Genomic DNA, 22430 nt, shown 5'->3' with positions numbered 1-22430 from the left:
TTTATTTGCTTGAAAATTTATAATATTTAATTTACTATATGGTTGACTATAATTAAATAAAATTATAAAATATAAGTGTAACCGACACAATGTATATTCATGTAAAGGATTTAAGTCGTATTATTTAAGGATATATGGAGATTTAAGTTAGTTTATTGGACAAGTGTAATGTGGTAAAGAATCCTATCATTATTGCGCTGTTTATTTTTGCGTTTGTAGCCACTATGTTAAATAAATATCTAATGTTCATATATAAATTTCAATGAAAATAGTATAATATTATATTTGGCAAAGGATATGAATTAAAATGGTGAAATATTAAATTCATATAAAAACAAAATATGTTTAAAATACGGAGGAAAGTACTATGTATAAAATTGTTGAAAAGAAAATTTTGGCACCTTCAATATTTATGATGAAGATTTTAGCTCCAAGAGTAGCTAAATCAGCTCGTCCAGGTCAATTCATTATAATAAGAATGGATGAAAAGGGTGAGAGAGTACCTTTAACAGTATGTGACACAGATGTAGAAAATGGAACAGTATCAATAGTTGTACAAACAATTGGATGTACTACAAAAGCTATGGAACAATATGAAGAAGGGGATTCTTTCTTTGACTTTGTTGGACCTTTAGGGATGCCTTCTGAACTTTTAGAAGAAGACAAAGATAAGCTAAAAAATGAAAAAATAATGTTTATATCAGGTGGAGTTGGAGCTGCACCAGTATATCCTCAAGTAAAATGGTTACATGAAAACGGAATTAAAGCTGACGTAATCATGGGATTTAAAAATAAAGAAATGGTTATTTTAGAAGAAGATATGAAAAATGTTGCAGACAATGTTTATGTAGCAACTGATGATGGTAGCTATGGATTTAAAGGAATGGTTACTAATAGATTAAAATCTTTGGTTGAAGAAGGCAATAAATATGATACAGTAATTGCTATAGGACCAATGATAATGATGAAATTTGTATGTAAATTAACAGAAGAATTAGGTATAAAAACAATAGTTAGTATGAACCCAATCATGGTTGATGGAACAGGTATGTGTGGTGCTTGTAGAATAACTGTTGATGGAGAAACTAAATTTGCTTGTGTTGATGGACCAGAATTTGATGGACATAAAGTAAACTTCGATGAAGCATTAAAAAGAACAACTATGTATAAGACAGAAGAAATACAAAAGGATTCTATACAAAAAGGATGCAAAGTAGGAGGAAATAACTAATGGATAGAATGAAAAGAACTCCAATACAAGAACAAGATCCAAAGGTAAGAGCAACTAACTTTCAAGAAGTTTGTCTTGGTTACACTGAAGAAGAAGCAGTTCAAGAAGCTTCTAGATGTTTAAATTGTAAAAACAAACCATGTGTATCTAAATGTCCAGTTGCAATAGATATACCAGAGTTTATTCATCATGTAAAAGAAAAAGAATTTGCACAAGCTGCAAAGGCTTTAGATAAATATACAGCACTTCCAGCAGTATGTGGAAGAGTTTGTCCTCAAGAATTACAATGTGAAAGCAAATGTGTTCTTGGAATAAAAGGTGAGGCAGTAGCTATAGGTAAATTAGAAAGATTTGTAGCAGATTGGTCAAGAAATAACAATGTGGATTTGACTAAAGAGATTGAAAAGAAAAATAAAAAAGTTGCTGTAATTGGTTCAGGCCCATCAGGAATAACTTGCGCTGGGGAGCTTGCTAAAATGGGTTACGATGTAACTGTATTTGAAGCTTTACATGAGCCAGGTGGAGTTTTACTTTATGGAATTCCTGAGTTTAGATTACCAAAGGATACTGTTGTTAAACATGAAGTAAACAACCTAAGAAAATTAGGAGTTAAAATAGAAACAAATGTAGTTGTTGGTAGAACAGTTACAATAGATGAATTAATGAATGATGAGAAATTTGAAGCTGTATTTATAGGATCAGGAGCAGGACTTCCTAAGTTTATGGGAATTCCAGGAGAAAACTTAAATGGAGTATTCTCAGCAAATGAATTCTTAACTAGAAATAACTTAATGAAAGCATTTAAAGATGAGTATGCTACTCCAATTAAATCTGGTAAATGCGTTGCAGTAGTTGGTGGCGGTAACGTTGCTATGGACGCTGCTAGAACAGCTTTAAGACTAGGTTCAGAAACACATATAGTTTATAGAAGAAGTGAAGCTGAACTTCCAGCTAGAGTAGAAGAAGTACATCACGCTAAAGAAGAAGGAGTTATCCTTGATTTATTAGTTAATCCTACAGAAATCCTTGGGGATGAAAATGGTTGGGTTAAAGGAATGAAATGTGTAAGAATGGAACTTGGAGAGCCAGATGCATCTGGAAGAAGAAGACCACAAGTAATAGAAGGTTCTGAGTTTACATTAGACTGTGACACTGTTATCATGTCACTAGGAACTTCACCAAACCCATTAATTCCAGCTACAACTAAAGGCTTAGAAACTAATAAATATAAATGCATAGTTGCAGAGGAAGAAACAGGACTTACTTCAAAAGAAAAAGTATATGCTGGTGGAGATGCTGTAACAGGTGCAGCTACAGTTATACTTGCTATGGAAGCTGGTAAAAAAGCTGCTAAAGCTATTGATGAGCAATTAAGTAAATAAGGCATTTTCAAAAAATCAAGCCATATTTTAAAGTTATGTGAAATTCTTTAAAATATGGCTTTTTTATATGATAAATATAGTATAATGAAACTGAAAACTAGTAGATTTCTAATATATTTAAAGAAATTTTTGGAGTCATAGATTTATGACTAAAAATATAATAAACAGAGTTCTTAGCTTCTCTGAAGATTAGGACTAATTAATAGGAAAGTAGGGTGTATAAATATGTTATTAGATGTAGTAAAAAAATATTATGGAGAAGAATATGATTTAAACTGTGCAGAGACTATGCTATATGCTGCTAATGAAGAATATGGTTTAAACTTAAGTAAAGAAACTTTTAAAACCATGGCTGCTTTCGGTGGGGGAATGGGTGTAGAATCCATTTGTGGAGTTATCACAGGAGCAATTTCTGCTTTAGGTATTTTATTTACAAAGGAAAGGGCCCATGAAAGTGATTATGTAAAAACCCTTACTCAAGAATTCATTGAAAACTTTAATAAAGAATGTAATTCACTAAATTGTGATAAATTAAAGGAATTATATAGAAATGATGAAATAAGATGTCTTAATATAGTAGAAAAAGGTGCAGTTATATTAGACAACATAGTAACAAGAGAGAGAAATAAACAGTAATTGAGAATAATTTTAAAACTTAGTGCTGAGAATATCCTTAGCACTATTTTTAAACTAGCATCCCATAAGTGTTATTTAAAGGAGGTTGATATGGATGGACTTTAAAGAAGTTATTGAAGAAAGTGGAAAAGTTATATTAAAGGATGTAAAGAATTTTGAACTTCCCCATATTTTCGATTGTGGACAATGTTTTAGATGGAACAGACAAGATAATAATAATTATATAGGTGTAGCCTTTGGAAGAGTTATTGAAATTGAGAAAAGGGATAATGATGTAATTATATATAACACGGATTTAAAGGATTTTAATGACATATGGCTAAATTACTTTGATCTAGAAAGGGACTATTCAGCTATAAAAGAAGAATTTGAGAAGGATGAACTTTTAAAAAAAGCAGTAGAATTTGGTGTAGGAATAAGAATACTACAGCAAGACCCCTTTGAAATGCTAATATCTTTTATTATATCTGCAAATAATAGAATTCCTATGATAAAAAGAGCTATAGAGAATATAAGTAAAGCATTTGGCAAATCTATAAAGTACAAGGGAAATACATATTATGCTTTTCCAACCTTAGAGGAGTTTAGAAGAGCTACAGTAGAAGATATAGAAGCTTTAGGGGTTGGATTTAGGGCTAAGTATATATATAAGGCACTAGAAGATTTGAGTAGTGGTACCTACGATTTAAATGCAATAAAACAAAGTGATGATGATGGATGTCATGAGGGTCTTAAAAATTTTAATGGAGTAGGGCCTAAGGTAGCTGATTGCATAATGCTATTTTCTATGGGGAAATACTCAGCATTTCCAGTGGATGTATGGGTAAAAAGAGCAATGCAATTCTTTTATGTGGCACCAGATGTATCATTGCCTAAAATAAGGCAGTTTGCAAGAGAGAAGTTTGGTAGTTTATCTGGATTTGCACAACAATACTTATTTTATTATGCAAGAGAAAACAATATAAAAATAGATTAAGTTAGAAATATGTTGATATATAGAACATAAACTAAGGGTATACAAGGTGGGAAAGGTATGGAGAATAAAAATAAGATAAAAAAGTATGTAATAAATGGAGTAATATGGACTATAGTTATAGTAGTATTATTAATAGCATATTGGGAATTTTCCAAGAAATTCACTGTATTCAGAGATCCTGAAGAATTAAAAAAATTAATACTATCCTTTGGTAGTTATAGTATAATTGCCTTTATAGTGCTACAAATGATACAAGTAATAATATTCTTTATACCAGGAGAAGTAGTTCAAGTAGCAGGGGGATATATATTCGGACCTTTAGTAGGAGGAATTGCCTCTGCGGTAGGTATAATTCTTGGAAGTATAGTTGCTTATTTTATAGCTAAATTATTTGGGAAAAAGTATATAAATAAGCTTATTGAAAAAAATAATTTAACTAAGATAAAGAGGATATTAGATGCTGGAAGTAATAATATAGTTATCTTTGTAATATACTTTATACCTGGAATACCTAAAGATATATTAGTTTATGTAGCTGGTATATCCAATGTAACTCTAAGGGATTTTATATTATATTCTTCTGCTGGTAGATTACCATGGATAATCACATCTGCCATGTTTGGCCACGGTATACATAGAGGGGACTATGTGTCTATGATAATTATAGGAGTAATATCAGGAGTCTTATTTTTAGTCGGAATACTTAAAGGACATAGCATTATAGACTTTTTCCATAGAGCGTTAAAGCATAAAGGTAAAAATAAGAGAAAATAAGAGAAAATATTACCATGAGTGAGATATTTTAATATATTCGCTTATTTTACCAGGTTCTATTAAAATAAAAGATTTGCTTATAAAATAATAATTATATATTATTATATTGTAGTTAGCACTCAATAGTCGTGAGTGCTAATAAATAAAGATAAATAAAAAAATTATATAAATAATTAACAATAGGAGGGTTTTTTATGAATATCAGACCATTAGGCGACAGAGTTGTAATCAAAAGATTAGAATCTGAGGAAATAACTAAAGGAGGAATAGTTCTAGCAGGTACTGCAAAAGAAAAACCACAAGAGGCAGAAGTCGTTGCAGTAGGTCCAGGAACTTATTCTCATGGAAGAGAAATTAAGATGGAAGTGAAAATAGGAGATAAGATATTATTTTCTAAATTTGCAGGCACAGAAGTTAAATTACAAGGACAAGAATATATTATATTAAAGCAAGAAGATATATTAGCAATATTAGAATAAGTAATATATCTTAATAAGTGTAAAGAAAAATAATTTTAATGATAAGCTAAGAAATTCACATATCATAGGAGGTAAATGAATATGGCTAAAAGTATTTTATTCGGAGAAGAATCAAGAAGAGCTATGCAAAGAGGTGTAGATGTACTTGCAGATACAGTTAAGGTAACTTTAGGACCAAAGGGAAGAAACGTTATATTAGATAAAAAATTTGGTTCACCACTTATAACAAATGATGGTGTTACAATAGCTAGAGAAATAGAACTTGAAGATGCATATGAGAATATGGGAGCACAACTTGTAAAAGAAGTTGCAAACAAAACAAACGATGTAGCTGGAGATGGAACTACAACTGCTACAGTACTTGCTCAAGCTATCATAAGAGAAGGACTTAAGAATGTAACAGCTGGTTCAAACCCAATGTTACTTAGAAATGGTATAAGAATGGCTGTAGATACAGCAGTTGAAGAAATAAAAAAATACTCTAGACAAGTAGATGGAAAAGAAGACATAGCAAGAGTTGCAGCTATATCAGCAGCAGACGAGGAAGTTGGAGCTCTAATAGCTACAGCAATGGATAAAGTAGGTAACGAAGGTGTTATAGCTGTAGAAGAGTCTAAAACAATGGGAACTGAACTTGATGTTGTTGAAGGTATGCAATTTGATAGAGGATATTTAAGTGCATATATGGTAACTGACACAGATAAGATGGAATCTGTACTTGATAATCCATACATTTTAATAACTGATAAGAAAATATCTAACATCCAAGAATTACTTCCAATTCTTGAGCAAATAGTACAACAAGGTAAAAAACTTTTAATAATTGCTGAAGATGTTGAAGGTGAAGCAATAGCTACTTTAGTAGTTAATAAATTAAGAGGAACATTTACATGTGTTGCTGTTAAAGCTCCAGGCTTTGGTGATAGAAGAAAAGAAATGCTTGAAGATATAGCAATACTTACAGGTGGTACAGTAATTTCAGAAGAATTAGGACACGACATTAAAGATGCAACTATTGAAATGTTAGGAAGAGCTGATAGTGTTAAAGTTACTAAAGAAAACACTGTTATCGTAAATGGAAAAGGTGCAAAAGAAAATATAGCATCTAGAGTAAATCAAATTAAGAAACAAATGGAAGATACAACTTCTGAATTTGATAAAGAAAAATTAAATGAAAGACTTGCAAAACTTGCTGGTGGAGTTGCAGTAATAAAAGTTGGTGCTGCTACTGAAACTGAATTAAAAGAAAAGAAATTAAGAATTGAAGATGCTCTTGCTGCTACAAAAGCTGCAGTTGAAGAAGGTATCGTTGCAGGTGGTGGAACTGTTTATATCAATGCAATAGAAGCAGTTGCTAAACTAACTTCAGAGGTTTCAGAAATCCAAGTAGGTATTAACATTGTAAGAAGAGCTCTTGAAGAGCCATTAAGACAAATAGCTACAAATGCTGGTGCAGAAGCTTCAGTAGTAGTTGAAAGAGTTAGAAATTCAGCTACAGAAATAGGCTATGATGCATTAAATGCTGAATATGTAGATATGATTAAAGCTGGAATAGTTGACCCAACTAAGGTTACAAGAAGTGCACTTCAAAATGCTGCATCTGTAGCATCAACATTCTTAACAACAGAAGCTGCTGTTGTTGATATTCCAGAAAAGAACCCAGTTCCAATGCCAGGTGCACCAGGAATGGGAATGGACGGAATGTACTAAAATTAAATATTAAATAAAATTAAGACTTTCATGAAGTTTTCATGGAAGTCTTTTTTACATCCATAATTAATGTTCACATAAATTCTCTCCAAATTTTATCAATTTAATTATCTACAAAGTCTATAAAAACCTTTAAAATAGTGGATTTTAAGGAGAGATGTAATAAAATAACACATAACAAGGAAAGTATATAGAAATATAATACATAATATAGTATAATATGTTTAACATTTATAAATTTATACAACAATAAAACAAATTTATATAAATGTAAAATAAATTTGTATAAAAAGAAAGTAAGTTTATATAAAAAGAAAGTAAGTTTAGATACAATGATGCAACTTTTTTATTTGGGTACCTTGAAAGTTGTTGAGTTAATGGTACAACCGGCTAAATTATAAATTTAGTCGGTTTTTTTGCGTGTATTTTATATACACATATGTAAAAATATAGTATAATGATTTCTAAATAGAAATAAATGTAAAAGGATAATAAATTATGGGTTTTATAGTATTTTTATATGGAGTAGTAATAGGAAGTTTTTTAAATGTATGTATTTATAGAATACCTAACAATCAGTCATTAATTAGTCCACCTTCCCATTGTGGAAATTGTGATACTAGATTAAAATGGAGGGATTTAATACCAATAGTAAGCTACCTATGGCTTAAGGGTAAATGTAGATATTGTGGTTCTAAGATTTCTATGAGATATCCTTTAGTAGAAGGGCTTACAGGGATTTTATTAGTAGGAATATATCTAAGATATGGCATAGGGGTAAGCTTTTTTAAGTACTCCCTTTTAACTCTATTTTTAATAGTCATAGCCCTTATTGATTATGATACTACAGATGTGTATTCTAGTGTAGTTTATAGTGGAATGGCAGTGGGTATAATCTTTATCTTTATAGAAACTGTAGCATACTCCCATAGTATAACTAACTATATTATTGGGGGATTAATAGGCCTAGGTGTTATTGGTTTAATATATGTTTTAACTGGTGGCATGGGTGTTGGAGATATTGAAATAGCAGTATTATGTGGATTATTTCTAGGATGGAAATTAGAGATATACTTTTTACTTATATCCTTCATTATAGGAGGAACAATTGCAGTTATGTTAATTGTATCAAAAAAGAAATCAAAGGATGAGTATATTCCTTTAGGACCTAGCTTGGCTATGGGAGCATATATAGTTTTAATCATTGGAGAACAATATATTTTAAATTTCATTTAATATAAGGAGTTTTAAGAAATAAAAAGAAGTATAAAACTTTTAGATAAGGACAAATAAATTAATTGTAAAGGTGAGGTGGAGAGAAATGGCAAGGAATACTGTCAGACTAGGTGACTTGCTAGTAAAGGCAAATAAAATTACCAGGTCACAATTATCAGAAGCCTTAGAGATTCAAAAGGTAAAGAGAAAGAAACTGGGAGAATTATTAATCGATGAAGGAATAGTAACAGAGGATATTATTATAGAGGTACTTCAAGAACAGTTAGGTATTGAAAGAGTAACCTTAAGTAATATAGATGTAGATTCTAAGGCTGTTAAGTTAGTTAACGAAGGCTTATGTAGAAAATATGAATTATTCCCTTTTTATACTGCTGATGGAGTAATAAAGATAGCTGTATCAGATCCTTTAAATATATTTGCCATGGATGATGTAGCTATAACTACGGGACTAAGGGTGGAGCCTTATATATCCACAAAGGATGACATCCATAAGGCTACGGAAAAGTATTATTCAGATAGAAATGTGGAAAGTGCTGTAGAAGAGATAACCAGGTCTAGGATAGTGTTTCATAATAAGACGGAAGATATAGAAAAGATTGATGAAGTTAAAAATGCTCCCACAGTAAAGCTAGTGGATTCTCTACTTAAAAATGCAGTGGAACAAAGAGCTTCAGATATTCATATAGAGCCCTATGAAAAATATATAAGAGTTAGATATAGAATAGATGGTCAGCTAGAAGAAATATCATCTTTAAATATTGATGTACTTCCAGGCATAGTTACTAGAATAAAAATTCTAGCAAATCTTAACATAGCTGAAAAAAGAATTCCTCAGGATGGAAGAATAGTTACTGTAATCAATAATAAAAACATAGACATGCGTGTGTCTATAATACCTCTTATCACAGGAGAAAAGGTTGTAATAAGAATACTAGATAGAAGTAACTATAAAATTGGAAAAGATAATCTTGGCATGAGTAGTGAAAATATAAAAAATCTTGAAAACATCATATCTGCACCCCATGGAATAATTTTAGTAACAGGACCTACAGGAAGTGGAAAATCCACCACTCTATATACTATTTTAGGGGAACTTAATGATATTAATAAGAACATAGTTACTGTAGAAGACCCTGTGGAATACTCCATGGATGGAATAAATCAAGTAAATGTAAATAGTAAGGTAGGACTTACCTTTGCTGCAGGCTTAAGGTCTATATTAAGACAAGACCCTGATGTAGTAATGGTAGGGGAGATGAGAGATAGCGAGACTGCTGAAATTGGTATAAGAGCTGCCATAACAGGCCACCTGGTTCTTAGTACACTACACACAAATGATGCACCATCATCAGTAATAAGACTTATAGATATGGGAGTTGAACCTTTCTTAGTTGCCACTGCCATAAAAGGAGTAATAGCTCAAAGACTGGTGAGAAGAATATGTCCAAGCTGTAAGGAAACCTATGAGGGGGATGAAGCTGAAAGGAAACTTCTTAACTTAAGTAGTGATGATAAAGTAACTCTTCATAGAGGAAAGGGTTGTGCTAGCTGTAATTATACTGGTTATAGTGGCAGACTTGGAGTCTATGAAATAATGAATGTAGATAGAGAGATAAAAGATTTGATTATAAAATCTAATAATCCAGAAGAACTAAAGGATGAAGCGGTTAAAAAGGGTATGAAGACTTTATCAGATAGTTGTAGAGAGTTAGTTCTTAAAGGTGAAACCACCATGGAAGAAATGATGAAGATAATATTTATGGATAACTTGTAGAGGAAGGAGAACTAAATTATGTCTAAATATAAATATAAGGCTATTAGCTCTAAGGGTGAAGTTATTCAAGGAGTACATGAGTGTAGGAGTAGGGAAGAGGTACTTAACCTTATGGTATCTAGTGGATATTCACCTCTATCCATTGAGGAAGCTATAGGCAGTAAGGAGATTATTCTAGGAAAGAAAAATAAGGTTAATAACAAGGATATTTCTATATTTTGTAGACAATTAGCTACCATGATAGAAGCTGGTGTTTCCATAACTAATGCCATAAGTCTTTTAGCAGAACAAATACCTAATAAGAAGCTGAGGGAAGTCCTTGTAAAAGTAGATGAAGATATAAGAAAAGGTGAAGAGTTATCGGTAGCCATGGGTAAATACTCTAATGAATTTCCAACCTTACTTATAAGCATGATTCAAGTTGGTGAACAAAGTGGTACCCTAGATTCCATCATGAATAGGATGGCCACTTACTATGAAAAGCAAACAAAGATGAATGGTAAATTAAAAAATGCATTAATCTATCCAGGCATATTAGCCACAGTAACAGTGTTTGTGGTGGTATTTATTTTAACTTATATAATGCCAATGTTTATGGATATGTTTGAATCAGCAGGGTCAGACCTTCCAGCTATGACAAAGATAGTACTATCCCTAGGAGATGGTATAAGGCATTACGGTATATTAATAGGACTTATTATTGTAGGTATAGTGGTAGGCTTTAAATATTATACAAAGAGAGTTGACTCTGGAATTTATATGTACAGTAAATACAAATTGAAAAAATCTCTCTTTAAAGACTTGAATCAAAAGATTGTAGTATCAAGATTTGCAAGGGGACTATCTACAGTTTTAGGAGCTGGACTATCCATAGCCAGCTCCATAGATGTAGTATCTGCAGTACTAGAAAATAAATATGCAGATGTAAAATTAAAAACAGTAAAAGAAAGAATGTTAGCTGGAGATACACTATCCGATGCCATAAAGGAATCACAGTTATTTCCACCAATGCTAGGGTCCATGATAAAAATTGGAGAAGAAGCTGGAGAACTAGACAACATCCTAAGCAAAACAGCTGACTTCTACGACGAAGAGCTAGAAAGAGCAATAGAAGCCTTCACCACAATCCTAGACCCAATAATGCTAGTGATAATGGGAGTAGTAGTAGGATTTTTAATAATCTCCATCCTAACTCCAATGTTTGAAATGTACAACGTAATGTAAAAAGGACAAGCCTATCTTTTAACTAATATGAATAACGACTTCATATTATCTGCGCTCAATCGTTTCGGAACCTTGATTTACTAAAGGCCCTGATAATGAGAAAATCTAAAATACAACAACTCGCATGCGCTCAAACAAGTTGTATTTCTTAACGATTTTATCATTCTCATATCCTAAGTAAATTCAAGAACCCTGCAAATGGTATTCGCTCAGATAATATTGAAGTCAAATATTCAAAATTATTTAAAGCATAGTCAAAACAAAATAACAGGTCTAACCAGGGGAAACCCTTTAGAAATAAATAGAAATAATTAGGAGGTCATTTTAAATGATAAAAAGAGCAAACAACAAAAAGAAAAAAGGTTTTACACTAATAGAACTAATCATAGTTCTAGCAGTAATGGCAATCATAGCATTAATAGCTATACCAAACTTCGCAGCGGTAAGAAATAACTCTAAGGTTAAAGCAGATAAACAAAGCTGTGCAACAATTGAAAGAACAGTATTAATGTTAGTTTCAGATGAAACAATTAGTTTAAAAGATTCTACTAAGCCAGGAACAATAGAAATGACATTCCCAGGTGCAAGTCTAACCCTAACTGATGTTGCTGAAAAGGAAGCTGATACTGTAAAGAAGGCATTAGCAGAAGTTAAAGAGCCACAAGAAAAAGATAAGACTAAATATATTATAACAATTGATACTGAAGGTTCTGTTAAAGCTATAACAGGTCCAGTTAAAGAAGTAGAAGAAGGAAAATAAGGATAATAAAAAATAATGTCATAGTTTATGAAAATAACTAAAACAACCCACAAACATAAGTGTAAAGCCACCCTTTACGCTTATGTTTCTAAAAATAAATAAAGTATTCCTCTACATACTTAAACGCTACTTATATCAACACTTTCACCATGGAAGAACATAAAAAGCTAAAAACATGAAAATTCTAGAGCCTATACATAACCACTAAAATAGTAAAAACACTGCAAACCATTGATATTACAACAAATAGTTAACTAGTTATATAGTTATATATAGAAAAGTTTAAATAGCTATATATTTAAATAGACTTATAGTTTCATATTTTAATAGGTATATAGATAAATATTCAATTTAGGAATAATGAAGAAAGATTTCAATTGTGACAATGTAATTTAATGATGAAAAAGTAATATTATTCATAGTATTTCTCGGGGAATAAAGAAGATATATGAAAATTAATAGAAGTAATGAAAGAAAAATAATGAATTTGAAAGTTATCTAGGGTGCTAAGTTATTAGAGCCTTAGTGTATATAAAATAGATATAAATATTGTTAATTAAACATAAAGGATTTGAAGAAGAAGGGAGTGCTAATTTTGAGTTTGTTTAGTAAATCTAAGGTCAGTGAAGAATTAAAGAATAAGGAAATTCAAGTAAATATAGATGATGGTACCTTGCTAAATAAGGAAGGTTATAATAAAGGCATTGATGCTGAAAATTCAAAGAAGGAATCCATATGGAACAGAGATATAAAGTTACAGGATCTAAAATTTAAAAGAATAAAAAAAGTTGATGATAGTAAACCAGCTAAGCCTAAGAGTATAAGACTTGTGAGTCTTGACATAGGCTCTAGTGATATAAAAATAGTAGAGGGACAAGTTAAGGGTGGAAAATTAAAGATTTATAATATGAGGAAAATAAAATCTCCAGAGGAGATTATTCAAGATGGGGAGCTTTTTAACGAAGAATCTATCTTACTTAAGTTAAAGGAAGAAATGAAAACCTCAAGGGTGAGAACTAAAAATATAGCGTTAGTTTCCTCATCATCTACAATCATAAGTAGAGAGATTATAGTTCCTTATGTGGAGAATAATGAAGAATTAAAAACCTTAGTTAATTATGAAATAGAGCAATTTCTAGCTATAAATTTAAATAACTATGTAATTCAATTTATGAGATTAGAGGAAGTTATAGTGGATGAGGTAAGAAAGGAAAAGATATTTACTATTATATATCCTAAAAATCTCATTGAATCCTATAGAAACTTAGCTGAAAAACTACTTTTAAATCCCTATGCTTTGGATATAAGTAACAACTCCATAAGAAAACTAAGCAGCATTGCAGATATATATAATGTAGATTTAATAAATAAAGAGGAATCCATTTTGTATTTAGACTTAGGTTATAAAAGTGTAGATTTATCTATAGTTAATAATAATAATTTAGAATTTATAAGGGTTATGCCCATTGGTGGAATAGAGATAGATAGGTTTATAGCGGATTTAAATGGAATTTCTATGGAGGAAGCAGAGGAAATAAAGAAGGCTCAGGTTGAAGTAGGAAAGCATAGGAAAGAAAATCAGCTTAATGATGGAGTAGTAGAAGTCATAGAGGGTTGGCTAGAGGATTTAAATAGAATTATTCAGTTCTATACTAATAAAAGTAATGGGAAAAAGATAAGTCATATATATTTATACGGTGGTACTTCTAAGTTAAGAGGAATAGATGAGTATATAGCTTTAAAGACTGGCATAGATACTACAAAAATAATTACAGCTAACAATATAGAATTTAGTAAAAATATAAATACAACAACCATTGAAGAGTATGTTAATGCATTAGGTGCATTAGTAAGATTGTAGGTGAGATTATGAATGATTTGAATTTTTTCTATGTGGATACAAATAAAGAAAGCGATGCAGGAGTAAAAAAAGCAATTTTTAGTGCAGCAGCTATAGTTGGGGCAGGTATTATAGTAACCTTGTCATTTAATACTTTTGGAATTTATAGAGCTGAAAAATCAATAAATGATCTTAATAATAAAATTAACGAAGAAGCTTTTCTAGAAAGTTATAAGGAAAGTTTAGAGGTAGCTACAGAGAAAAAAAGCTTTTCTACTTATAATAGTAAGTTAAATGAAATTTTCCATGGCATAATTGATAGAAATAAATTAAGTCCAGACTTTATTGAAGAGATAAATTATACCCTTCCAAAAGAGGTGTATTTTAAATCTATGAATTTTGCAGCAGGTTCTATAGAAATAAATGCTTCAGCTACAAATAGAGGGGCTATTGCTGAGTTTCAACATAATATGAATAATATTGAATTCATAGAAGAATCTCATATAGGTGGAATAGTGTCAGACTTAGGTGATGGTGAAAAAGAAGTATTTACCTTTACTATGACCTGTAAACTAAAGGAGGCCTACTATAATGAAAGTAAGTAAAAGAGAAAAATTTTTATTAGGAGTATTAGTCCTCATAATTATATGTACAGCATATTATAAGCTGGTTTATGAAAGGCAATATGCTAAATTGCAAGAAATTAAACAGGAAGAATCAGAGCTGAATAAGAAATATAATGAGATGCTTTCAAATATAAATACTATTACAAAGAATAAAAGTGATATAAAAATATTAAGGGACAGTATAGGTTCAAAATCTATGCTCTTATATCCTAAGATCTATCAAGATAGAATAATAATAGAGCTAAATAAACTATTAAATAATGCTGGAATTAAGGGAAGTTTAACTTTTTCAGAGGTTACGGTTTCTCCAATTGAAGCTTATTTTTCAGAAGTATCAGACCCTAAGGAACAAGCATCCCTAGAGCAAGTAGTGGAGGATTCTAGTAAAGAAAAGACCAAGGAAGATGTGAAAGAAAAACTAGAGGAAACTAAAGACCTTGGAGAAGATCAAGCTACTAAAAGTGATAAAGGGGAATCAACTGGAAATAAGGTAGAGCAAATGAAGGTATCTGTATCCTTTAATGGTACCTATAAAAATGTGGCTAAGTTTGTAAAGCTAATATCAGAATATGAAAGAATTTTAGCTATGCCAAATATAAATATAACAGCCTCTGGAAATGATGAAGTCTCTGGAACCTTAGATTTAGAATTTTACTCCATACCAAAAATTAATCCTTATGAAGATTCAAAGTACTTAAAATGGACTTTTGATGAGGAGTATGGAAAGGAAAATCCCTTTTTAGAAGGAAGTCAAAGCTCCATGGCATCAAGAACTAGTGAAGGAAATAATTATGCTGTAGTAATGGCTTTAAAGGGTGTAAATTCAGATTTACCAAGTTTAACTTTAGGTAAGGAAAATGACTTAACTAGAGAAAGTTATATATATAACGATGAAAATAAAAAGGTAGATGTGGAAATTCAGGTAAATAAAGAAGGTGGTAAGTACTATATTAAGTACAAAACAGAGAAAGCTAGCTATCCATCAGATTATAGCAAGAATGGTATAGAGCTTAGGAATGTGGATGAGGAAAACATAAATATTGCAATATACTCATCTAAACGTATAGGTATTGATGATAAGGTAGGAGCAAATATAAAGGTAATAAATAATGCTAATGATAAGAAAGTTTCACTTACTATAATTGATGATGATAAAACTAGTCCAAGGGTGCAAATAACACCAGAAGGAAAGGTGGAGTATGTTAATAAATAAAGTTACTAAATCTAGAAAAAGTAAGAAAGGTTTTACTCTTCTAGAGGTAATAATTAGCTTTGCTCTAATTTCAATTATTCTTATTCCTATAGCTAATTTAGTACTAACTTCTGTAAAAATAAATAAATCCACAGAAAATAAACAACAAGCTAAGGCAGTACTTCAGGAAACCATAGAAAATATTAAAGCTATAGATAATTTTTCAAGTGCTTTATCAAAGCCTTTAAATAATGGCATTACTTTAAGTGAAGCTACATGGGAAGAAAATAAATTAATATATTCCCTAAGTGGGGAGATAAATGGATTTTCCATAGAGGGGTCTATAAAAGAACAGACCCAGGTCATTAATAATAAGGTTAGTGAAATGGAAGTCGATAGAACTATATATTTTCACCACGGGTCCATATCCATATCAAATGGTAAGGAGGTTATAGGAGAAGCTATAAAAAAACTATCAGATAATTTAGCTACACCATCAGAGGAAGTCTTTATTGAAATGAAAGAAGCAGGGGAGATAAATGTTACTTATGGGGGAAGTATCATTGCTATTCCTAAACCAGAAGCTAAGTCATTACTTATATGCTTAAATGAAGACAGTGAAAAGAAGTTAAATTTAAGTGTAGAAAATAAGAGCCATACAGAAAACTTAAAAATATATCTATTTAATGGGGAAAAAGTATCTGAAAGGCAAGATGTAATAATATCTAAATTTAATGGACAAATAGAATTAATCGAAGGGGTTCAACATAGTGATGATGTTATCAATGAAAAGTTGTACTTTGTAGAATTAAGTGCTAATAAAGATGGGGAAGTAGTAGAAAATATGAATTTAGAACTACTTAAGTAGAATAACTAATTAAAAAGGGGTTTTAATAGAATTATTAAATTAAGAGGAGGGAGAAGATGAGAAAAAGAAAGACTAAAGGTTCATCTATGTTACTTGTAATAGCTGTGTTTGGTATATTAGCTACCTTAGCACTGGCTATGCTAGGAGCCACCTATGCAAACTATAAGCTAAGAGTAGAAGAGAACAATAGGGTTAAAAATCTCTATTCTGCTGAATCGGGAATTGATAAGGCCTACGCTAGAATCACTAAAGTAGTAGAGATAGCTATAGAGGAAGGCATAGCGGCAGGTAATAAGGAGACTACAATAAAGAAGCAAAATGAAATTTTCAAAGGGGTTTATAAGGATTATATAGATGATAATCTTATAGAGTACGTATCTGGAGAATATGTAGTAAATAGTAATAAGGCAGAAGTTAAGTGTGAGTTAAAAGCTCCAACAATGAAAAAAGGGGATTTAGAATATAAAATTGTTAAGTTAACTTCTACCTATAAAGATGATAAAGGCAAAGAGAGAGTGGTGAGTGTAGCTTATAATTTAGTTACACCAGAAGCTTATAGAATCCTTGATAAAGCAGATGGAAACACATCTAAATTAATAAACTATACTCTAGCTGCTGATGGAAACTTAACTATTGCTACTGATTCATCCCATGTTAAGGAAGGTAAGGTAGAAGTGGACGGAAACCTTTGGATTCAAGGTTTACGAAGTGAGGATATGGCTAAAGCTCCAACGGTAGATAAGTATAAGGGCGGAATTGAGATAAACAATACTGATATAGAATTTAAAGGACAAGTTAACACCGCTGCTAATATTACAGTAGACAAAAGTAAGGTAAATTTTAAGACAATAACTTTAGAGGATAAAGAAGTTGATAATAAGGTTTATGCTGAGAATATATTCTTAGGTAATTTAGCAGAAGGTGATGTGGATAGTGGTATAGATGTAGATTGCAGTAAGGCGGAGCTATATCTAGCTAACGATTTAGTTATAGGAGCTAGTGATGCAAAAATTAATATAAAAAACCTTTATGGTTTTAATGATTTAAATATTGCTTTGCCTACAGACAATGGACAGGTTGTTAGGGGCTCTAGTTCTATAATAATTAATTCCATGAAGTGGCCTAATGATAAGGGTAATTTAACAGTTAGTGACAGTGCCTACCTAATGGGTTCTGCTTATATAAAGACTCATAGAGAGCCCTATCAGACAGGAGAGTCTGTAGCCTTAAAGGGGAATTATAAGGCCTATGCCAAGGATTCTAATGGGAATTATAAGAATAGCCAATATGAGTATTTAGATCCCTTAGTCCTTATAACTAAAAATGCAGAAGGACAACCTTTAAATGTGGTAGATAAAGCAGAGCACTTTGTAGATTATAGTAATTCAAGTGATGCAAGTATTAGAGCAAAAGGAATATCCCTTCCACAGAAAACCTATACTGCTGGAGCCTATATTTCAGGAGGAAAAGCCCATGGAAATTCAGTGAACCTTAATGAAAAAGAACTTGATGCAGTAAAACACATGAGGGAAAGGTTTGTACAAGCTGTTTATTATATGGAAAACGAAGACTTTGATGTGAATAAATTTCAACAGGGTAAGGCTATTTATACTGTAGAAAATCAAATAAACTGGGATGGTGTATCTTCATTAATTGCTAATAGGGGTAACATTATTCAGCTTGAAAATATGGTAATTCTATTAAATGATGATGAAAATAGGAACATTGAAATTAATGATGATAAGCTTATCTTAAGACATGAAAATAAGGAGGCAACCTATAACACAGAATTTAATAGGGAAGAATCTAAGGACATAAGTTATATAGTGGTGACAAAGGGTGATGTAAATTACAATGGAACTAAGGATTATAAAGGTACCATTATATCCTTAAAAGATATAAATATAAAGAATTCTAAGGGTTTAATAGGAACTGCTAAGTTATCAGAAGACGAAATAAAGGATAAGAAGAATAAGGGTGTATTAGATTTTATCTTTACTCAAGGTAAAAACTTAGTAACAGAGAGAACTATACTAGCTACAGATTTGATTACAAAGGAAAAATGGACACTAGAAAAATAAGTTATAAGGTAGTGGGATTATGATTTTAAATAGAAAGAAAAAAGGAGTAACCTTAATAGAATTAGTGATAGCATTAGGACTTTTAGCTATAGTTACTTCATTCATATTCTCCTTTTTCTTTTCTAATGAAAGAAAGCTAGAGGAGATAAACACTAGATCAGACCTTCAATATGAAGCTAAGGTTATTTTAGATAGTATATCTAAACATGCCATGGCAGCTACTAAATGTAAAGTGGACAAAGAGCTTGATGGTACTGTAAAAACTATAACCTTTTCAAAGGTTGAAGATGATGGCACAGTAACTGATGAGGGAGCTGAATTTATCATTGAAGAAAATAATGTTTATCTATCTACAAAAGAGGATGATAAAAGGCTTATTGGTTCACATTTACATCATATAGAGACTTCAGATGACATTTTAAAGAGTATAGAAATTAGATTGTCATTAAAAGTAGAGGATATAGATTATTCAGTAAAAGAGAGTTTTTTATTTAGAAATAGTCATAAGAAGTAATGAATTAAGTTTCATTGGGAATAAAGTTCCCACTAAGGCAAGGAAGTCTGTTAACAACCTACCTAATGGTGATGGAGGTGGATAAAATGAAAAAAAGAATCGGTTACAAAGCAATATTATGCATAGGGCTTATTCTCTGCATGACAGCTACCTTAGTAATGACTTCTGCATCAAATGCCAGTGCTGAAGTAGCAACAAAGCCAGCCTTTGAGGTAAAGATAAATTCAGTATCCCCTGAATTCCCTAAGGTAGGAGAAGATATTACTGTCAGTGGAAAAATAATTCCTAAAGACTTTGAAGCTGAAGTTCCAGCTAAAGAAATAGTATTGGTACTAGATGTATCTGGGAGTATGGCGGACAATGTATATGTAAATGGTAAATCCTCTACAAAGATAGCAGAATTAAAAAAAGCAGCAAAGAACTTTGTAGATAAAATGAAGGATGTGCCTAATTTAAAGATTGGGATAGTAGCATATTCAAGTAATGCCAGTATTAAAAAAGTAGATAAAGAAATATTAATAGATGCCAACAAGGTAAATGAGCTGAAAACAGTTATAGATAATTTAAAGGCTGATGGAGGTACTAATACTGGGGAAGGCTTAAGAAAAGCTGCCTACCTACTTAGTACATCTAAAGAGAAAAATGCAAATAAGACAGTGGTTTTAATGTCTGATGGAGTACCAACATTTTATTCTTACTATTATTCATATTATTATAAGTATTTTTATAAAAATATAGATGATAGCAATCCGAAGTTTGATGGAAAAGGTAATGAACTTGATGATGATGCAGTAGAATATGCAAATATTATAGGGGAGCGTATAAAGGAATCTACAAACAATGTATTTTCTATAGGTTATGGTTTAGGAAATAGGAATAGTGAAGCCAATAAAACCCTAAAACAAATCCATGAATCCATGGGAGGTAAAGAAGGTAATTTCTTTGCATCTGATAATGGTGCCATAGACAGCGTATTCCAGAATATAGCTACAGAAATCTTAGCTTCCTATGCCATTAGTAATGTAAAAATGGATATGAATCTTAAATCAGGATTTTCTCTAAAGGTTGGAGGAAATAAAGTAGATATTGATAATGTATTATATAAAACTGATGGTAAAGTTAAAGATGGCAAGGTTACCTATACAGCAGATCCTGTGCCCTTTGAATTTGTAATTAAAAGTGGAGTAACGGGACAGCATGAACTCTTTGCAGGGTCTACAGTGAGTTTCCCTTGGAAGGATAATGAGATTATAACTGCTCCAGTACCTAGTATAAGCGTTAATATAGATAAAAATGAATTACCTAATATTAAGGCTAAGTTAACAAGCCCAAGTGAAGTAGAGGCATATCCAGGAGAGGAAATAAAGGTAACCTATGATATTAAACCTGAAAACTTTGTATTTCAAGATAGTGAAAATGAGTCAACTTCTAATGAAAAGGAAATTGTTTTTTTGCTAGATACTTCAAAAAATGGGGGAGCTAATTATCTTGATGATTCAAAACATTTATGGAGTGGATTATTAAATGATTATAATAAGAAGGACTCTATGGCCAAATTCGGATTAGTAACTTATAGTAATACAGCTGAAATAGAATCAGAACTTACAGATGCTAAGGATATAAAGAATGAATTGGAAAATGTAACATCTTCATCATCTACAGAAAGAAACATTGGTAATGCTCTTGAAATGGCAGATAGTATTTTAACAAATGGAAATAAATGGGCAACGAAATATATTATAATTTTAGCTGCAGGAGATGTTAGCTATGATATAAATAAAATTAATGCTGTGAAAAATAAAGGATATAGCATTATATCCTTGAAATTAGGAACATCAGGAAGTGATGACATTAACAATACCAAAAGCTTAAAGTGGATTCATAATGAGTTGTGGGGAATTGAGGATGATTACTTTAATGCTGTTAGAGAAAATGGTGGTGCTCTCAATAATAAAGTTAAAGAAATTGCATTACGATTATCAACAAAACGATATAAGTCATATGTATTTGGTGATGTTAAGTTAAATTTTAATATAGGTGATGAATTTGACGTAGTTTCAGGACTTAAATCAGTAGAAAGTAGTAGTTCCTATAATTATGCATTAGAGATACCAGAAATTAGATATACCTATGATGTTGTTAATAAAATATATAAAGCTAGTGGGTCGCAGGTATCCTTTATAATTAAGACAATGGAACATGGGAAACTTAAGTTTAAGGATAGTAACACTATTACTTATACAAACCTTATAGGGGAAATGGCGAAATTCAATATAGAAACTCCTACTATTATTGTTAGAGGACAAACAGATATACTTCATGGAATCTATAATGGGTATGACAGTAAAACTGAAAAATATAATATAGACACAGTGGAAAGAACTTTAGCAAAAGAAGCAACAGTAACCTTTGGGGCTACCTTTGAAACCTATAGTAGTAAGGCAAATATCGGACTTAAGGTACCAAGTAACGCAAAGATTCAAGACACTCCTAAGGTATACAAAGTAGATGAAGAAGGCAATCTTCAGTTATTAGGAGACATGGTTATGAATTCTACAGATTCATTATATTCCTATACCTTAGGTGGAAATGTAGTTAAGGATGATAATATTATTGTGCTTTATACAATCACCTTACCTAAGGATGAAGGCGCCTATGAAAATATAATTTCTGTTGATGGAGTTGAAGCTCCAGCTAAATTTAATGTTGGGAAGGAAGCTTTACCAGATTTATTTTAAAATTTTAGTATAAATATACATTATCTCACTATAATTTTTTAATTAATTATAGTGAGATAATGGAAAAATTCTCATTAGTAATGTATAATTATTATATAAGTCGATAAATTTCTACAAAATTTAGAAAATAGGTTAAAAGTTTTCCTTGACAAACATACTTATTTTAAATAAAATAGGTGTAATCAATTAATAAATTATGAATAAATAACTCATATATCCCTTGAATATGGCAAGGAGTTTCTACCGGAAACCGATAAATTTCTGACTATGAGTAAAAGTAATCATGTTATAGATTTCAATGAATTTATGGACATGCTTAATTTTACTTGTATGTACATAGTATGAACTCTAAAGGAGTTATATTATGGGTGGAAAGTGAATTAAGCATG

Annotated in this window: 18 protein-coding genes and 2 riboswitches; all 18 genes read left to right on the top strand. The window is 31.1% G+C overall.

Annotated features, from left to right (window positions below; genetic code table 11):
* Positions 1–367: 367 nt before the first annotated feature.
* Positions 368–1231, top strand: coding sequence for a sulfide/dihydroorotate dehydrogenase-like FAD/NAD-binding protein (locus B2S02_RS08420; protein ID WP_035130488.1), 864 nt, complete (start codon positions 368–370; stop codon positions 1229–1231).
* Positions 1231–2613 carry an NADPH-dependent glutamate synthase gene (gltA, locus tag B2S02_RS08415; RefSeq protein ID WP_346847185.1) on the top strand — a complete coding sequence of 461 codons (1383 nt, stop codon included), beginning with the start codon at positions 1231–1233 and terminating at the stop codon, positions 2611–2613. The genes B2S02_RS08420 and gltA overlap by 1 nt, the downstream gene beginning before the upstream one ends.
* A 225-nt stretch (positions 2614–2838) precedes the next feature.
* Positions 2839–3249 carry a C-GCAxxG-C-C family (seleno)protein gene (locus B2S02_RS08410; protein ID WP_346878424.1) on the top strand — a complete coding sequence of 137 codons (411 nt, stop codon included), beginning with the start codon at positions 2839–2841 and terminating at the stop codon, positions 3247–3249.
* A gap of 94 nt (positions 3250–3343) precedes the next feature.
* Positions 3344–4225: a DNA-3-methyladenine glycosylase gene (locus B2S02_RS08405; RefSeq protein WP_346847187.1), complete on the top strand. Its 882-nt coding sequence runs from the start codon at positions 3344–3346 to the stop codon at positions 4223–4225.
* A 57-nt stretch (positions 4226–4282) separates the two neighbouring features.
* Complete coding sequence (locus B2S02_RS08400) at positions 4283–4999, top strand: TVP38/TMEM64 family protein (protein ID WP_346847188.1); 717 nt, start codon at positions 4283–4285, stop codon at positions 4997–4999.
* Between the two features lie 194 nt (positions 5000–5193).
* Positions 5194–5478, top strand: a complete 285-nt coding sequence (gene groES, locus B2S02_RS08395) for a co-chaperone GroES (protein WP_035130475.1) — start codon at positions 5194–5196, stop codon at positions 5476–5478.
* A gap of 81 nt (positions 5479–5559) precedes the next feature.
* Positions 5560–7188: a chaperonin GroEL gene (gene groL / locus B2S02_RS08390; protein ID WP_346847189.1), complete on the top strand. Its 1629-nt coding sequence runs from the start codon at positions 5560–5562 to the stop codon at positions 7186–7188.
* A 316-nt stretch (positions 7189–7504) separates the two neighbouring features.
* Positions 7505–7589, top strand: a riboswitch (cyclic di-GMP riboswitch).
* Positions 7590–7686: 97 nt separating this feature from the next.
* Complete coding sequence (locus B2S02_RS08385) at positions 7687–8424, top strand: prepilin peptidase (RefSeq protein ID WP_346847190.1); 738 nt, start codon at positions 7687–7689, stop codon at positions 8422–8424.
* 85 nt (positions 8425–8509) lie between these two features.
* Positions 8510–10198 carry a GspE/PulE family protein gene (locus B2S02_RS08380; RefSeq protein ID WP_346893769.1) on the top strand — a complete coding sequence of 563 codons (1689 nt, stop codon included), beginning with the start codon at positions 8510–8512 and terminating at the stop codon, positions 10196–10198.
* Positions 10199–10216: 18 nt separating this feature from the next.
* The gene (locus B2S02_RS08375) at positions 10217–11422 is read left to right on the top strand and encodes a type II secretion system F family protein (RefSeq protein WP_346878426.1); all 1206 of its coding nucleotides are present in this window, start codon (positions 10217–10219) and stop codon (positions 11420–11422) included.
* A gap of 328 nt (positions 11423–11750) precedes the next feature.
* The gene (locus B2S02_RS08370; RefSeq protein WP_346878427.1) at positions 11751–12182 is read left to right on the top strand and encodes a type II secretion system protein; all 432 of its coding nucleotides are present in this window, start codon (positions 11751–11753) and stop codon (positions 12180–12182) included.
* Positions 12183–12777: 595 nt separating this feature from the next.
* Complete coding sequence (pilM, locus tag B2S02_RS08365; RefSeq protein WP_346920552.1) at positions 12778–14043, top strand: pilus assembly protein PilM; 1266 nt, start codon at positions 12778–12780, stop codon at positions 14041–14043.
* A gap of 8 nt (positions 14044–14051) precedes the next feature.
* Positions 14052–14627 carry a PilN domain-containing protein gene (locus B2S02_RS08360; protein ID WP_346920551.1) on the top strand — a complete coding sequence of 192 codons (576 nt, stop codon included), beginning with the start codon at positions 14052–14054 and terminating at the stop codon, positions 14625–14627.
* Positions 14614–15861 carry a type 4a pilus biogenesis protein PilO gene (pilO, locus tag B2S02_RS08355; protein WP_346920550.1) on the top strand — a complete coding sequence of 416 codons (1248 nt, stop codon included), beginning with the start codon at positions 14614–14616 and terminating at the stop codon, positions 15859–15861. Before B2S02_RS08360 ends, pilO begins: the two co-directional genes overlap by 14 nt.
* Positions 15848–16708 carry a type II secretion system protein gene (locus tag B2S02_RS08350; RefSeq protein ID WP_346920549.1) on the top strand — a complete coding sequence of 287 codons (861 nt, stop codon included), beginning with the start codon at positions 15848–15850 and terminating at the stop codon, positions 16706–16708. Before pilO ends, B2S02_RS08350 begins: the two co-directional genes overlap by 14 nt.
* A 56-nt stretch (positions 16709–16764) precedes the next feature.
* Positions 16765–18789 (top strand): hypothetical protein, encoded by a 2025-nt coding sequence (locus tag B2S02_RS08345; protein WP_346890633.1) that lies wholly within the window; start codon positions 16765–16767, stop codon positions 18787–18789.
* 19 nt (positions 18790–18808) lie between these two features.
* Positions 18809–19303 carry a prepilin-type N-terminal cleavage/methylation domain-containing protein gene (locus B2S02_RS08340; protein WP_346920548.1) on the top strand — a complete coding sequence of 165 codons (495 nt, stop codon included), beginning with the start codon at positions 18809–18811 and terminating at the stop codon, positions 19301–19303.
* 86 nt (positions 19304–19389) lie between these two features.
* On the top strand, positions 19390–22041 hold the full coding sequence (locus B2S02_RS08335; protein ID WP_346920547.1) for a VWA domain-containing protein: 2652 nt from the start codon (positions 19390–19392) through the stop codon (positions 22039–22041).
* Between the two features lie 189 nt (positions 22042–22230).
* Positions 22231–22329, top strand: a riboswitch (purine riboswitch).
* Positions 22330–22430 lie beyond the last annotated feature (101 nt).

Source organism: Clostridium sp. UBA7339 (assembly GCF_002470865.1).
GTDB lineage: Bacteria > Bacillota > Clostridia > Clostridiales > Clostridiaceae > Clostridium_J > Clostridium_J sulfidigenes.
The sequence above is the reverse complement of the archived record's forward strand: the minus strand, read 5'-3'. Positions and strand labels throughout refer to the sequence as shown.